Source organism: Enterococcus sp. SB12, assembly GCF_030910025.2.
Classification (GTDB): Bacteria; Bacillota; Bacilli; order Lactobacillales; family Enterococcaceae; genus Enterococcus_B; species Enterococcus_B faecium.
This window is the reverse complement of sequence record NZ_CP175675.1, coordinates 1,293,717-1,309,091: the sequence shown is the minus strand read 5'-3', so window position 1 is coordinate 1,309,091 and position 15,375 is coordinate 1,293,717. Positions and strand designations below refer to the sequence as shown.

Sequence of the window (15,375 nt, the reverse complement as noted above, 5' to 3'; positions counted from 1 at the left end):
CTAAGATTTCTCTTTACCAACATCATTTGACAAAGAGCCCAAAAAACGATTAGTTAACCTATTCTTTGCTTCTGCTATGATGTTTAACATTTTTCAACATTCGAAACCCATTTTTTCCGAATTGAGAAAATAAAAATACTAAGCCGCCAATACTTCCTACAGCCACACAATAAATCATTGCATAGCTTTTTGATTCCATTGACAATCGCTGATTCAGCAAAAAGAAAACGGCAAAACATACTGCAAGCATAATCAGGGTGGAGCGGAAAGTTTTTAAGAAAAAATTGCTGATCTTTGCTAAAGGTGCTATTCGGTATTCTTTGCACATAAAGTGATAGCCGCGAACAAAGACAATACCGAATGCTAAGCCATTTGATAAGCTCATCCCGTATCCTCCAACTAATCCTAATCCGATTACTTCGAAGATGACTTTCAGGATAATTGCTTCTACAGTTAATCGGATCGCAAAACGATGGTGATTCAAAGATTGAAGCATCGTAGATTGGATCGTGAATAAAGAGAAAAACAAAGAAGCTAGCAAAGCCATTTGGAAATATCCGACACTTTCAGGATCATAGCCAAAAAACAATGTGTATAGTGGTCCAGCTAATAAAGACATTCCAGTCAATGAAGGAAGAAGAATCAATAACGCAATCGAAAAACTATCTCCTGCTGTTTTTTCGATTTGTATCCGATCTTTTTTCTTCATCGTGCTTAATATTGGCAAGCTGCTTATAGCTACTGTTCCTACCATGGAGATCAGGATCAATGTCAATTTATTTGGATTGACAGAAGCACGGCTGAATAAGAATTCCAGTTGCTGATCTGCGATCTCTGGACGGAAAAAGTGAAGCAGTGGTTTCATCGTTACTTGGTCGATCATTTGAACGATAGTAATGACTGAGCCGACAAAAATAAACGGTAGTGTTTCCCGAATGATAGAGACAGAGGCAGATCGGTTTTCTCTTTCGAAATAACGGCTGGAAATCAAAAAATCTTTAAGTTCGAAGAAGTCTTTTCTGCGTCCGACGATATACATATGGATAATCGCAGCTAACCCACCGAAGAAAGAAGCGACTGTACTGATCAATACAGCTTCTAATATGGTTCCGTCAGTCAATACGCGCAAGTAATAAGTACCAGCCAAGATAACGATCACTCGCACAGCCTGTTCGATAATCAAAGAAGTTCCATAAGGCCGCAGATCATTTTTTCCTTGGAAATATCCTCTCATTGCACTAAGAATTGGGATAGCAATCAAAGATGGGCATAAACTTCTGATAGCTAGTATCCCATTATTAACGTTAGCAATCGGACTGATTCCGGCTAGTAAAGGAGCAAATAAATACATCAGTGCAGCAGAGGCGATACCGATGACAAACATGATATTGATCGTACTTCTAAAAATCAGCCGACAAGCAGCGTTATCTCCTTCTTTTGTGGCTACAGCTACTTTTTTTGCAATCGCATTTGGAAATCCGACTGTACCAAGCATCAGGAACAATCCATAAGGAAGATAGCCAACATTATACAATGTCGTAGCAAGCATACCATCTTGATTGTTCCCCATCATACTTAGCCAGGGAATCAAATAGACTACCCCTAAAACTTTACATAGAAGATTAGCAAAGGTTAGCCAAAATGTTCCTTGCATCAATTTTTTATTCATTTAAATTCCCTCAACTATTCTTTCATAAAATAAACATCTTCCCTATTATAGCAAAAAATCATAGAAGGACAAATCCCTCTCTAATTCCTAAAATAAAAAAGGGCTTGCATCATAAGCCAACACTAATCTTTTTTATCCCTACGAATAAACTTGCATCCAGAATTGACTGTTGCAAATGCAGTTCGGATAGATCAGTTTGAACAACTTATGTCGCAATCTCTGTTTTTAATAAAATAAAACAGTTTAAAGCATAGACAGCAAAAAGACAGACGCAAGTCCTGTCAAAACTGACAACGCCATCGAACGTGTTTTGTAAGCCACGCCTGCTACTAGAATCATTGCAGCTATTTTGATATTCCAAGCAATATCCAGATGTTCATGAGTAATGAAAACATCTTTAAAAGCTAACGCCGCAAATAATGCCACCGGTACATATTTCATCCAGTCACTGAACCAGGATGGCACTTTTCGATGAGTAAAATAAAGCATCGGGAACAAGCGCGGGATATATGCCACGATGAACAGACAAGCAACTAAAAGTAGCAAATATAATTTAGTCATGGTGATTGGCCTCCTGTTCCGGGAAGTTGAAGAGCGGCTCATTGACATCTTTACCGCGGTCTCTTAGTTTCTTAGCTTTTTCTTTTTTGAATGCCTTCTCCAGCATAAATCCGGCAAATGAAGCAATGACTGTTGCTGCAATCAATCCGAAAGTATTTTGGAATAATACCATGAATACGACCCCTAATACGCCTGAGAATAAACCTGTAAAGATCAGTAGTGCGCTTTTCATCTGCATGATAAACATGAAAATGAACATGGCCGTCAAAGCAAAATGGACAAGGTCAGCATCTACTCGAATCACCGAGCCGAAAAAATTACCGATCATATTGCTACCGGCCCATGCAGTCATTGAGAACCAATTGACATATAAAGCCTTTCTTTTATTCCAGGAAGGGTCAGTTGAAAACTTTAAGTAGTTCACCGCATAGTTTTCATCATTCAGTGATTGAGAAAAGACAGCCAAAAACGTCCGCTTTTCTTTTTTCATAAAACCGGCAAGACTTGCTCCTAATAATGTATAGCGTAATTCTAAAAAGAAAACCATCAATAATGTCGTTGCAAATGATGCTTGCGTCGTAAGCATAGATGCAACTAAAAACTGCGCGCCACCGGAAAAGACCAGAATCGATAACAGTCCTGATAAGAGAGGATCAAATCCAACTTTTTGCAACAATACTCCGCAAGCTAATCCTACTGGTATATAGCTTATACAAAGTGGCATCACTGCATGCAAAGCTTGAAGCCATGGCGCACTTTTCTTTTTGTTCATTAAAATTTCTCCTTTAATTACAACAAATAAACAGCGGACTTATTGTAACATAAATTCGCTAAATTGTAGCCGTTTTATTTAAAAACAAGATTATATTTTTCTCATTTTTGCTTCAATTCATGAATAAACGTTTTATTTACGAGAATAATTTGGGTCATATTTATCTGTTTCAATGTATATATACATCTTCTTGTCAGGAAGAGACTGACGCATATTTTTTTCAATATCGTTGATGACCGAGTAAGCTTCATTCTCTTTGTTACCAACGATATCTGCTTTTGCTGCAACTAAAATCTCCGTTGGACTTAAATGAACTGTTTTGATATCAATTAGCCGACTGATTTCAGGTCGTTCAAAGGCTAACTTGATTTTTGACAAATCGCTTGCTGTCACGCTTTCACCGATGATCAGACTATAAAATTCTTTTGCTAGGAAAATGGCGGCTCCCATCAGCAAGAAACCGATCAGCAATCCGCTGATCGCATCAAATGCAGCAATCCCGGTTGCATAAGTCAATATTGTTCCTGCTAAAGCCAAGACCAAACCGATTACAGCACACAAGTCTTCCGTAAAAATAATCAGTATTTCACTGTGTCGACTTTCGCGCAAAAAGCGCATCGTGGAAAGTTTTTCAGTATTCAATTCTTTGATTTCTTTCATTGCCACGCGTAACGAACTACCTTCGATTACCAAACCAAATAACAGTATTGCTATAACAATGATCGGATTACCCACTTCATGGGATGGATGCGTCAATTTTTCAAAAGCTTCCATCACCCCAAGTGCCCCACCGCCGAAGAAAAGCATCATTGCGACGATTGTACTGAAAAAGTATTTTGCTCGTCCTTCACCAAATTGATGCAACTCGCTCTGTCCTTTATTGGCTTGTTTATCACCGAATAACAGCAAAATCTGATTGCTGCAATCAACGATACTGTGGATGCTTTCGTTTAGCATGGCGGCACTGCCACTGATTGCATAGCCGACAAATTTGCTGATAGCAACTAGAATATTAGCCCCTAGAGCAGCAATTACGGAAAACATTCCGCTTTTTTTAAAATTTTCCATGTTATTTTCCTTCTTTCATCAACTGAACTCACTGAATTATGGCAATATTCGCCCTTTAACAGTTTTTCATGAAACTTATAGTTTAGACAAATTGAAAATGACCGATTGTCCATCATTCAATTTGATCTCTTTGGCACCAGTAGTAGCACTTTTCCCGTCCACAGTAAACATCCAATAGAGTTGATTTTTCTCATCCTGTGAGTGCCCTTCAAGCGAAGTGATGAAGCCGTTATCTTCTTCGACTTCAAAATTTCGTTTCAAAATACTCAGTAAATCATCGCCTTTTTTGAAGACCACTTCTTTTTCCGAAAAGTTTTGACCATTTTCTTGTAACGTGATTGTTGCTTTTTGCGATGTTTTTACTTCCTCCTTTTGGTTGGAAGCCAATTGTGTATAGGTTGTACTGCAACTTGTCAAAATGAGTATACTGACACTCATTGCAAGCAAACTATAAATTATTTTTTTCATTTTTTCCTCCTGAATGATTGTAAAAACGTTTGACGACTGGCAGAAAAACAAGAAAGAACACAACATTGCTTATACTGTGCATCAAATCAAACGACACCCCTTGAAGGTAATAGATCCAAGGTTGAGGTAAACGATATAACAGCGTATCAAAAACGGTCATACCTATTCCGTAAACCATGCCCGCCAGAAAAAAACAGACTCCCTTTAACCATAGATTCCTTTGCACTGTTTTTCTCAAGCAAACGATTGAAAACAAACTCAGAACAACAGTATAGCTGATCCATTGGCCGATGACCCATGGTCCAACACCAAAATAAAAACTGCTGATCGCAATAGAAAGACTCATGACAATTAACGCATCTTTTAAGCTTAAGTAAAGTACTATAAATAAAAAAATAGCAGTCATTGGCTGGAAATTCGGAATAAATTGAAAAGCGATCCTACCTGCTACACAAGCAGCAGACAATAAGCTAAGCTGTGCTATTTTATTTGTGGACATTCCTAATGAAATCCCTCCTTCATCAGCAAGTTATTCACGTCCATTTAGTACATACAGAAAAGACTTGCGACAATTATTCTGGATAACTGCCGCAAGTCCTTTGGAACAGAATTATCTGAATGACATCTGGTAATCCAACTTATCCAATCAGGACTTTCTAACCATTAACGGGACCAAGAATTCGTAATTGATAAAGAAATCAATGACAGATCGTGGGTAGTCTCCAGATGAGATCGACAAGACTGTTTGATCTTTTTCGTTTGTTGTTATCGTTAAAGACTGTCCTTTATCTAATCGTACTTGATAAGTAGTTTCGTTGATCTTTTCCATATCGTAGGATGGATTTTTCATTGCCACGATAAAAATATCATCCAATACTTCATTCGTCAATTCAAATTCGCTCTGAAGATTCAAACGAAGTGGCTTCGTATTGTCTAGTAATGTCTGATTAACGGTAAAACCAAGTGTTCTTGCATGGGCTAATAATTGATTCAATTTGTGATTGAATATCGTGATCTGCCCTGCAGAGAATACTCGATCCACTGACCAGTGTCGGATCAAAGAAAGCACCCGGTCATCTTGGACATTGATTTCCATTGTCTCTGGTGATACGTTTAGGAGACTCATCGATTCCACTTGGTATCGTTGATCGATGGTCGGTAATACAAAGGAAAAGACTAATTCGTTTTGTCCATTCAACGTATAATTGATCGAAAAATGTCTTGTTTTCCATGTGTCATAAGCTGAATTTGACCGTTCCAGACCAATATCATTCAACGGTTTCAGTAATTCATACGTGAAGTATTCGATCAGGCTTGTCTTTCCGATCGTGGAGATTGGTTCTTCATTCAATATAAAACGATCATATGATTCTAATAATTGTGGAAAATCTGATTCGATCAAATCTTTTCTCATACGTAAATCCGCTAATTCTGCTTCCGCTGTTTCAATCAAACTGACGATATCTTGATGATCTTGCTCTTTTCCTTCTAAATACCCGGGATTTTCAGTTATTTCGTAAGCATGGGTGTTTTCTGCAGTATTCGTATTCGTCGGAGTTACTTTTTCTTTTTCGTGTATTTTTGTTTCCTCTAGCATAGGGATTTCTTCTGTGTCATCCAGAGGATTACTTGTTTGTTCTTCCAATGAAGTGTTCGTTTCTTCATGATCTTCTGTTTGTTCTTCATTTTTTGTCCATTCTGCTTCATCGTGTTCATTCATACTCGGAACCTCCTTCATTAGATTGATTATTAGGATTCTCATTGCCAAGATAATTCATCAAGAATTCATGGATTGCTTGACCGAATCCCTCTTTGCTACCGAAATAGCGTCTGATTTGCCTTTGTTCTTTTTCTACGATGGCTGCACGAAGCTGGTCCGCTCTTGCTTCTTGCTGCAATGCTTCTTTTTGCTGCTGAATTGTTTCAGGCGTCTCAATATAAGGAAGCCAGCCTAATTTTTCATTAGATAGTACTTGCTTCTTCTTCTCTAATTCTTGAATTTCTTCCTCGATTTTTTTACGATTCAAGAATCCTTTATTGTCGTTCAAATCAGTCATTTGTCGATTGATTTCTTTTATTTGTTCATCTAAACGTTCAATTTCTGTCTGAGCAGTGATCACCTTTGCGTCTAGCTCATTGATTTTTTTGTCATAGTCCGTTGACTCCGGTTGAGAATATTTCTCCCACTCTTCATCGATCTTAGGCAAAACAAAAATTTCTGGCAGACTTGCATCAATACCGACCGTGGGCCGATCATGGTAATAAGTGCCGATTTTGTAATAGCTCATCGTTGGCGAGATGCTTTCTACTTGTTCCATAAAAGGAAATTCCTGTAAAAAACGATCATGGATCTTACGCATCAGTAATTGATCGATCTCGTGATTTTCATTTGAGCTTCTTTTTAATTCTTCATTCAATCGGCCATTGTATAAACGGTAGATCTCAGGGATATCTTCTTCGCGGACAGCTTTTTCAAAAGCCTGTAAGTCTTCTAATAATTGGGAAAGATTCATGCTTGCTTTTTCTTTGATATCGTAAAAAGAAGACGATTCTTGTCCTGTATCCTGATCCGCGTTCGTCTCCTCTAGTTCGTCTGGCTCATAATTTGCATTTGTATCTGGCTCTTTCATACTACTTGCCTCCTCTTACTCATCTGTTTTTCACTTATTAATACTTCAATAGTACCATTTTCTGTAAAAAATTGTTATAAAAAAGAGCGGGCAATGCTCCATAAAACAGGCTGCACCAAAATTTGGTACAGCCTGTTTTTCGATCAACTAGTCTTTCCATCTGATAGGACAGAATCGAATCCAATGACCTTTATCTTATTTTTTATTTACTAGGCAGATCTCTTGTTGTGAAATGAATGCGCTGATGCTCATCACGAGTTAGCTGCGTTTCTTCGTTTAGATAAGTAAACGTCAATTGTTCCAATTCGGGATCTTCAAGCATTCTTTCATAACCGGTAAAAATCGAACGGATATAGTGTTTATATGCGTTTTTCTTTTTCTGTCTTTTTTTCATGTAGCACCTTCCTTATCAAAAACTATCATACCAATGAATAACTATCTAGACAAGTTGGTTTAAACCATTTTCTTTGTTTTTTGAGGAATTTCGCTCTTCCAGTTGACGAATCCTCAAAAAAATGAAAAAATGCTTTAGTACTTAAGGAGGGAACCTAGTGAAAAAAATTGGTTTTGATTCAGAAAAATATATTGAAGAGCAGTCAGCGTATATTTTGGAACGAGTGAACCACTATGACAAATTATATTTAGAATTTGGTGGGAAGCTAGTTGACGACAAGCATGCGAAACGTGTACTTCCAGGATTTGAAGAAGATGCGAAAATCAAATTGCTGCAAAAATTGAAAGATCAAGCTGAAATACTGATTTGCGTCTATGCTGGAGATATTGAACGTAATAAGATCCGTGGTGATTATGGGATTACTTATGATATGGATATCTTGCGGTTAATCGATGAATTACGTGGTTATGGCTTATTAATCAACAGTGTCGTTATCACTCGCTATAGTGGACAGCCTGCCACGAAAGTCTTTATCAATAAACTAGAAAGACGAAACATCAAGGTCTATAAACACTCAGAAATCGAAGACTATCCAGTCAACGTAGAAAAAATCGTCTCAGAAGATGGTTTTGGAAAAAATGAGTATATTGAAACAACTAAACCAATCGTTGTAGTGACAGCTCCTGGCCCAGGAAGTGGAAAGCTCGCTACTTGCTTGAACCAACTGTATCATGAAAGCCAAAAAGGACATGCAGCTGGTTACTCCAAGTTCGAAACTTTCCCAGTATGGAATGTTCCGTTGAAACATCCGCTGAACATTGCTTATGAAGCAGCCACAGTCGATCTAAAAGATGTCAATATGATCGATTCCTTCCACTTTGATGCCTACAATAAAGTAGCTGTGAACTATAATCGGGATGTTGAGACATTTCCTGTAATCAAACGTATTATTGAAAAAATTACTGGTAAAGAATCTGTTTATCAATCTCCTACTGACATGGGTGTGAATCGTGTAGGATTTGGGATCGTGGATGATACCGTTGTCCAAGAAGCCTCTAAACAAGAAATCATCCGTCGTTATTTCCAAACAGAATGCGACTTCAAAAAAGGATTGATCGATGAAGAAGCAGTTAATCGAATCAAACTGATTATGGAAGAAGTCGGTTTACGTCCTGAAGACCGAAACGTGGTAGTCCCTGCCCATGACTATGCAGATAAGATTCAAGCGCAAAGTCCTACAAAATATCCTTCTGCTGTGATTGCAATCGAATTACCAGATGAAGTCATCATTACCGGGCGTACAAGTTCATTGATGGATGCGTCAGCGGCAGTTATCTTAAATGCAGTAAAACATTTAGCCCATATCGCAGATGACATTCCTTTATTGTCACCATTAGTTCTTGAAACAATACAAGGATTGAAATCAAAGACACTTCATTCCTCTTTGGATGCACTAAGCATCAATGAAGTCTTGATCGCTTTATCAATCAGTGCAGTAACGAATCCAATCGCTCAAGTTGCTTATGATAAACTAGCTGAACTTGAGGGAGCACAAGCCCACTCTACTGTGATGGTCAATAAAAATGATGAACAAACATTGAAAAAACTAGGAATCGATATTACCTGCGCACCTGTCTACCCTTCCGAAAATCTATATTACCAATAGAAAAAGTTTACTTATAAATGTTGAAAACGAAACTATTAGCTTAATCAATAGTTTCGTTTTTTATAGACTTTACTAAGACGTTACACTTTTTGAACCTTTTATTTTGTTCGCTTTATTTTCTAATGGAAAATGAATGCGTTTCACTCTAAAAAAGTAATGAAAATTTCACTAAAGATTAGTATTTTATTTGCAAAACAGGTAAAATAAAACGGAATTTAGAATAGGAGTGATTATTTGGGTTATTTATTAGGTATTATTGGTTTATTTGTCACATTAGGGCTTGCTTTTTTGATCAGCAGTAACAAAAAAGCAATCAAATTGAAACCACTAATTGTGATGTTCGTTTTACAGCTTGTTCTTGGTTTCGTATTATTACGTACAACTTTTGGTACAGCGGTTGTTTCTGTATTGGCAAAAATGTTTGATCATCTTCTTGCTTTTGCTGGGCAAGGTGTTGACTTTGTTTTTGCCGGTGTAGCAAATAAAGGAAGTGCACCTTTCTTTCTTTCCGTATTGATGCCAATCGTATTTATTTCTGCTATTATCGGGATTTTACGCTATATCAAGATTCTTCCATTATTTATGAAAGCTGTTGGTCTAGGATTAAGTAAAATCAACGGGATGGGCAAATTGGAATCTTATAATGGAGTAGCTTCTGCTATTTTAGGACAATCGGAAGTTTTTATTTCCATAAAAAAGGAATTACCCTTCCTATCTGAGAAACGTTTGTTCACCATGAGTGTATCGGCTATGTCTACAGTTTCTATGTCGATCGTCGGATCTTATATGGCACTGATCGATTCTAAATATGTGATCACTGCCCTTGTTTTGAACTTATTTGGCGGTTATATTCTGGCTTCAATTGTAAATCCCTATGTATTAGAAGAAAAAGAAGATGAGCTGATCATTGAAGAAAACAAAGAACAGACATTTTTCCAAATGTTGGGAGAATACATTCTTGATGGTTTCCATGTGGCGATCACGGTTGCTGCTATGCTTATCGGTTTTGTTGCTTTGATTGCCATGATCAATGCTATCTTCCACGGGATATTCGGCATCACTTTCCAAGAGATCCTAGGTTACATCTTTGCCCCTCTTGCCTTCATCAGCGGAATCCCATGGAAAGAAGCAGTGGATGCCGGTAGTATCATGGCGACTAAACTGGTTACAAATGAATTTGTTGCTATGACAGAATTAGCAAATGGTAATTTCCATTTTACTGAGCGTACAACAGCAATTATATCTGTCTTCCTCGTTTCATTTGCCAACTTCTCTTCTATCGGGATCATTTCTGGTGCGATGAAGGGATTAAATGAAGAAAAAGGAAATCTTGTCGCAAAACACGGATTGAAAATTTTGCTAACAGCGACTTTAGTCAGCTTTTTAAGTGCTATTGTGACTGGCTTGCTGGTATAATATACAAAAAAGCAAAGTTGCTTTTAAAAGCTTTGGAAATATTTTCCAAAGCTTTTTCACTTGTTCAATCATCAAAGGAGAAATGACAATGAATTATTGCTATGTATTTATCGGTCCTTCTGGTTCTGGAAAAACTTCACTCGCAGAAGCTATTTTTCAGCCGGAACAAAAGATCATTACTTACACGAATCGATCACCAAGACCTGGGGAAAAAGATCAAGAGGATTATTATTTTGTTTCTGACAATACATTCAATCAGATGATCAAGGGAAATGAGTTTGCAGAGTGGGACCAATATGCTCAACATAAATATGGTTCCAGTAAAGCAGAAATTAAAAAGAAACTGACAGTAGGAAATTGTTACGCCGTTTTGACAGCAAATGGTTTTTGGCATTTATATGAGTATTTCGGGACGGTAGTCCGTCCTATCTTTATTACGATCTCTAAAGAAATATTGCAATCGCGCCTGAAAAAACGTGGAGATTCATCTGAACAGATTTCAGCCAGACTGGCGGTTTATGTAGAAGATTTAGCACAGTTGAAACGTTTGAAAGCTATCCCCTCACTTTTAGTCGTGTCAAACGATGGAACGTTCCAAGAAGCTGCAGATAAAATAAAAAAAGGATTATTGATATAAATGTATCGAATAATACTCGTAGGATAAGCCGAGAGGTCGTGACAAAAGCTATGTCACGACCTCTCGATGAAGGGAGTTTCAGAAAGCAGCTGTTTCGTAAAATACGCTAAAATTCCACAAAAATTTGAGAAGCATTTTCGGAAATTCTTTCTTGTTTTTTGAAGCTGGCCACTTCTGTTACAACCTCTTGGCTATCATATGATTGTTTTTTTCAGTAGTGTTAATGTCTTTATCTTTGCTCAGATGATTTTATAGTCAATTGATGATTATTTGATATGCTTTTCTTTCGCCGTGTTCAAAAGGAAATTCAATCATCCCTTGATAAGTGAATCCAGCAGAATAGATGGTCTTTTCCATCGGTTCATTAGCTGGATAAGTATCGATACGGATATCTTGGATATTTTTGCTGGCTGCAATCGTCAACAAATGTTCTAAGAACGGTTTTGCTAGTTTTTTTCCTCGAGTACTTTCTGCTAAAGCGACACGATGAATCGATAAATAAGGACCAGTTGATTCTTTCCAACTACCATCTATTTTTGTGTAAACGGGATCCACGCCTGAGACTAATGCAGCTGTTCCAGCAATTTGATCTTCCACTATTAATACATAGCTTTCTTTTCTTTCAATATCGTTCAAAATCGTTTCTTTTGTTGGTTTCTGCCCGTTTTGCCATTGAGGAGAGCCTTGCGAAGCAATGAAATCTGCTGCGGCATTAATGATTTCTACCACTTCTTTTACTTCTTCTTTCCTTGTTTGCCGAATATACATCCAGTTTCCTCTTTTCTATTCCTTTTTCATTTACATTATCTAATCATTGGATCACTTCATATAGTTCCTGAACTTTTGAATAATATTTAAGCCAATCTTTTGGATGATCTAGCAGGTGACTAATAAGTTCTAAATGATGCATAAGTGACCACTTTTTCAACACTCCCAGTCCAGGGAATTTTTGTTGCTGGTAAAGAGCCAATAATTCAATCATTCCTGAAGTAATCAAGAGTTGATGATGGTGACGCATGATCCATTTTTTCATTTTATCTCCTGCTTCAAGAAACTTCAATGCTTGGTCTTTAGCAGAGTCGTTACTGTCAGAGACAAAATGTTTCACGCGTATATTGCCGTAAGCATCAATATACGTTAGATGGATAGCAAGCGCTCGGCTAGGGAACCCTTTATCGAAATAACGGCTACCTTCGATCGTGAAATCAGAAAATCCAATATATCCGTCTGCGTGGAAAAAAAGATAGTCATCACTAAAAAAGTCATCTGTTTTATCTGCATAACTTTCAACATGCTTTCTCGTTTGAAAAGAGTCACGGATCACAATTTTGTTTTCGGGCAGCCAGATGCGAAAGCGACTAGTATCTGGTATCAAAAATTTCGAATCAACTCCTGCCAGCTGTTTCCACACCTCTGTATCTTTTGGGTAGTGCTGTCCATCGAAAACAAGAAACGCTGGAGGTGAATCCAGTACTTCACTGAGATTTTCTGGCGTTAAGATCTGTGCAGGGACGACAGAGCTATTTTCTTTGACTTTCCAACTGTGCACATGCTGATCGAATAATTTGAATTGTCCTACTTGGGGATTTTGGATCACAGCGATTGGATGGTGCTTTTTTTGAAATAATTCGATCACATTTTTAAGCGTAGCGGAATCACGTACTGGTTCGATCACTGGTTGGATTTTATTGGAGAGCAATCCTCGCGACAGTGCTTCTTTTAATGCTAATAGGTCAAATTGTTTTCCTCTTAAATAAGGATAGTACATATTTTTCACTCCAATGACTCTGTAGGCAACCGACGGATCTGCTGTTGTTGCCTCAAATATTCATAATCATGCTGAAGCGCGATAACTTCTTCTTGCAACTCATTGATTGCCTGACTAGCTATTTCCTCTAAAAACCGTTCATAATATCGTTCGTTAGAAAATGGATTTTGGTTTTCTGAACGTCTTTTCAATTCTTTGTACAATTGATCTGTTGGAAAATATTTTACGCCTCGCTCCATTTGCTTTGCTTTTCTTACTTCCCTGAATAAAGAAGCCATGAAGCGGTTTGTCAAAGCTTCTTCCGGTACAGCAAGCTCTTTCTTTGCTGCTTTTTTCGCAATCAGAAATGTACCAGAGGCAGGCATCTCCTCTTCAACCGTGTACGGACGATACACTAAAACACCTATTCCTGTAGGGATTTCAGTTTTTACTTCTTCATATAGTTTACTTGGTAAAACAAAATAATTATAATGTCCAACAAATGACAGTTTGGCTGTAGAGCGAAAATCTGCTTTTGTCACTTTCAGCTCATAGCATCGCCATTCTCGGCTTCCATCAAATTTTGTCAAGCAGCTAAGCGTATCTACAATTCCTTGGTCATCAGGCATCGTGACTTCTTCTACAACCAAGCCGCCTTGCTCGATGCAATATTGGTATAACGAGGATTCTATTTCGATGGTTAGCGGGGTCTTCATGTTTTCTACCTCCGAACATATTTTCGATTTACATTTTACATGAAATGGTTTTAAAATACTAGGCAGAATATACAAGAAACAAAAAATAGAAATGGTGCCAGCCACGCTAGCACCATTTCTATTTTTCAGATTGACTGATGGATAGAACGTTTTTCTAAATACTGTTGCACTTTTTCGATCCCGATACAAATGACCCAATAAATCAGTGCAACTAAAATATAGAGAGAAAAATAATCGAATGTCCGACCGCCTATGATCTTTGCTTTTTGAAATATTTCTGGCACTGTGATTGTTGCTGCTAACGAAGTACCTTTCACTAGATCCATAGCTACGTTACTGAGTGCCGGTACCGAGATTCGAAAAGCTTGCGGCAAAACGATATATTTCAATACCCCAAAGAAAGAAAAACCAGAAGCTAAACCAGCGTCCCACTGACCTGAAGAAACGCCTGCTAGTGATCCTCGATAGATTTCACCAATAAATGCACTGCTGGTAATCGTAAAGCAGATGACTGAAGCCGTTAAGGCACTTAATTGATAAGGTAACCCGAAATATAACAGAAACAGCAGGACTAGTGCGGGAATGCCTCTAAAGAACGATAAATAAAAACGAATAAATACATTCAGAGGCAGCCAATCCAAAAGACCTAAAACTGTCAAAAGCAACCCTACCAAATTTCCTAAAAGAAACGACACGAAGCCAATCCCTAATGTGTATACCAAGCCTTGCAGTACGAAAGGAAGCGAAGTCCACATGAGGGAAAAATCAATTAGAGGAAAGTACATCACTCACTCACCGACTCAGCCATCGTTTCTTTCGGTTTGACTGAAACATCAGTTTGAAAATATTTTTCAGATATTTTCTTTGTCGTCCCATCTTCTTTCATCTCTTTTAATACGCCATCGATTTTCTTTTTCAGAGCATCATTTCCTTCTTTCAATAAAAAACCACTTTCGTTTTCATTGAAATAAACGTTCTCCAGTATTTTTACAGGGATATCTGGTAAAGCAGATACGGCCATTTTCTGCAGATAATAATCATTTAGAATAACATCTGTTCGACCATTTGCTACATCGCTTAAATACTGATCATTCGTGGCATTGTCATATGTGACTAATTTAGCTCCGTGTTTTTCCGCTAAACGCATATAGCTAGTATTGGGTTCGCCAGCTGCTTTTTTCCCTTTAAGATCTTCAAGTGAGTGGATTCCTGAATCATCTTTTTTTCGTACGATCATACTGTCAAATGAATATTTGAAAGGCTCTGAAAGGGAGAATTTTTTTTCTCTTTCTTTTGTGATACCAAAATCGTTCGCAGCAAAATCTGATTCTCCTTTTGAAACAGAAGTGATTTGTCCATCCACGTTGTATTCTTTAAAGGAGATTTTGACATTTAACCGTTTAGCCACCTCTTTTGCCAAATCTACGTCATAACCAACTAATTCATTTTGATCATTATAATAAGATGCGGGAAACAGTGTGCCAGAAGTCGCTACTACTAATTCTTTCTTTTTTTCTACATTACTCCAGCTGTTATCTTCCTGATTAGCGGCAGCTGTACCGCAAGCGCTTAAAATAAAAAAGGCACTAGTTATTAGAGCAAACAATCTTTTTTTCTTCATTCTTCTTCTC

At 37.7% G+C, this 15,375-nt stretch carries 17 protein-coding genes; 3 read left to right on the top strand and 14 right to left on the bottom strand.

All coding sequences use genetic code 11. The annotated features are described in order from the left end of the window. Window positions 1-58: 58 nt before the first annotated feature. The 9 genes from RBL01_RS06485 to RBL01_RS06445 form a co-directional block, all read right to left on the bottom strand. Window positions 59-1,669 carry a polysaccharide biosynthesis protein gene (locus RBL01_RS06485; RefSeq protein WP_307780916.1) on the bottom strand — a complete coding sequence of 537 codons (1,611 nt, stop codon included), beginning with the start codon at window positions 1,667-1,669 and terminating at the stop codon, window positions 59-61. Window positions 1,670-1,912: 243 nt separating this feature from the next. Next, window positions 1,913-2,230, bottom strand: a complete 318-nt coding sequence (locus tag RBL01_RS06480) for an AzlD domain-containing protein (RefSeq protein ID WP_002295896.1) — start codon at window positions 2,228-2,230, stop codon at window positions 1,913-1,915. Continuing rightward, complete coding sequence (locus RBL01_RS06475) at window positions 2,223-3,002, bottom strand: AzlC family ABC transporter permease (RefSeq protein WP_002295898.1); 780 nt, start codon at window positions 3,000-3,002, stop codon at window positions 2,223-2,225. Before RBL01_RS06475 ends, RBL01_RS06480 begins: the two co-directional genes overlap by 8 nt. A 132-nt stretch (window positions 3,003-3,134) precedes the next feature. Next, window positions 3,135-4,070: a cation diffusion facilitator family transporter gene (locus RBL01_RS06470; RefSeq protein WP_002295900.1), complete on the bottom strand. Its 936-nt coding sequence runs from the start codon at window positions 4,068-4,070 to the stop codon at window positions 3,135-3,137. A gap of 75 nt (window positions 4,071-4,145) precedes the next feature. Then, window positions 4,146-4,538, bottom strand: coding sequence for a DUF4430 domain-containing protein (locus RBL01_RS06465; RefSeq protein ID WP_002302017.1), 393 nt, complete (start codon window positions 4,536-4,538; stop codon window positions 4,146-4,148). Then, on the bottom strand, window positions 4,519-5,037 hold the full coding sequence (locus RBL01_RS06460; RefSeq protein ID WP_038809380.1) for a membrane protein: 519 nt from the start codon (window positions 5,035-5,037) through the stop codon (window positions 4,519-4,521). The genes RBL01_RS06465 and RBL01_RS06460 overlap by 20 nt, the downstream gene beginning before the upstream one ends. Window positions 5,038-5,184: 147 nt before the next feature. Continuing rightward, complete coding sequence (locus RBL01_RS06455) at window positions 5,185-6,258, bottom strand: hypothetical protein (RefSeq protein ID WP_002295905.1); 1,074 nt, start codon at window positions 6,256-6,258, stop codon at window positions 5,185-5,187. Continuing rightward, a complete protein-coding gene (locus tag RBL01_RS06450; protein WP_002302013.1) occupies window positions 6,251-7,168 on the bottom strand; it encodes a coiled-coil domain-containing protein in 918 nt (305 codons plus the stop codon). The genes RBL01_RS06455 and RBL01_RS06450 overlap by 8 nt, the downstream gene beginning before the upstream one ends. Before the next feature lie 202 nt (window positions 7,169-7,370). Next, window positions 7,371-7,562 carry a hypothetical protein gene (locus tag RBL01_RS06445; RefSeq protein ID WP_002295907.1) on the bottom strand — a complete coding sequence of 64 codons (192 nt, stop codon included), beginning with the start codon at window positions 7,560-7,562 and terminating at the stop codon, window positions 7,371-7,373. A gap of 157 nt (window positions 7,563-7,719) precedes the next feature. On the opposite strand from RBL01_RS06445, the gene RBL01_RS06440 reads away from it, so the two are divergent. The 3 genes from RBL01_RS06440 to RBL01_RS06430 all read left to right on the top strand — a co-directional run bounded on the left by RBL01_RS06440 (window position 7,720) and on the right by RBL01_RS06430 (window position 11,281). Further along, the gene (locus RBL01_RS06440) at window positions 7,720-9,228 is read left to right on the top strand and encodes a DUF1846 domain-containing protein (RefSeq protein ID WP_307780917.1); all 1,509 of its coding nucleotides are present in this window, start codon (window positions 7,720-7,722) and stop codon (window positions 9,226-9,228) included. 234 nt (window positions 9,229-9,462) lie between these two features. Next, window positions 9,463-10,644, top strand: coding sequence for a NupC/NupG family nucleoside CNT transporter (locus RBL01_RS06435; protein WP_002302011.1), 1,182 nt, complete (start codon window positions 9,463-9,465; stop codon window positions 10,642-10,644). Between the two features lie 88 nt (window positions 10,645-10,732). Further along, a complete protein-coding gene (locus RBL01_RS06430; protein ID WP_002318360.1) occupies window positions 10,733-11,281 on the top strand; it encodes a guanylate kinase in 549 nt (182 codons plus the stop codon). Window positions 11,282-11,536: 255 nt separating this feature from the next. Here the strand turns inward: RBL01_RS06430 and RBL01_RS06425 are convergent, their stop codons facing one another. The 5 genes from RBL01_RS06425 to RBL01_RS06405 all read right to left on the bottom strand — a co-directional run bounded on the left by RBL01_RS06425 (window position 11,537) and on the right by RBL01_RS06405 (window position 15,365). After that, complete coding sequence (locus tag RBL01_RS06425) at window positions 11,537-12,049, bottom strand: GNAT family N-acetyltransferase (protein WP_002318361.1); 513 nt, start codon at window positions 12,047-12,049, stop codon at window positions 11,537-11,539. Window positions 12,050-12,092: 43 nt separating this feature from the next. Next, window positions 12,093-13,049, bottom strand: a complete 957-nt coding sequence (locus tag RBL01_RS06420; protein ID WP_002302005.1) for a sce7725 family protein — start codon at window positions 13,047-13,049, stop codon at window positions 12,093-12,095. 5 nt (window positions 13,050-13,054) lie between these two features. Then, entirely contained in the window at window positions 13,055-13,744 is a 690-nt protein-coding gene (locus RBL01_RS06415; protein WP_002325714.1) for a hypothetical protein, read from the bottom strand. A 125-nt stretch (window positions 13,745-13,869) separates the two neighbouring features. Beyond that, window positions 13,870-14,529: an amino acid ABC transporter permease gene (locus RBL01_RS06410; protein WP_002321153.1), complete on the bottom strand. Its 660-nt coding sequence runs from the start codon at window positions 14,527-14,529 to the stop codon at window positions 13,870-13,872. Beyond that, window positions 14,529-15,365, bottom strand: coding sequence for a transporter substrate-binding domain-containing protein (locus tag RBL01_RS06405; protein WP_002298445.1), 837 nt, complete (start codon window positions 15,363-15,365; stop codon window positions 14,529-14,531). The genes RBL01_RS06410 and RBL01_RS06405 overlap by 1 nt, the downstream gene beginning before the upstream one ends. Between the last annotated feature and the right edge of the window lie 10 nt (window positions 15,366-15,375).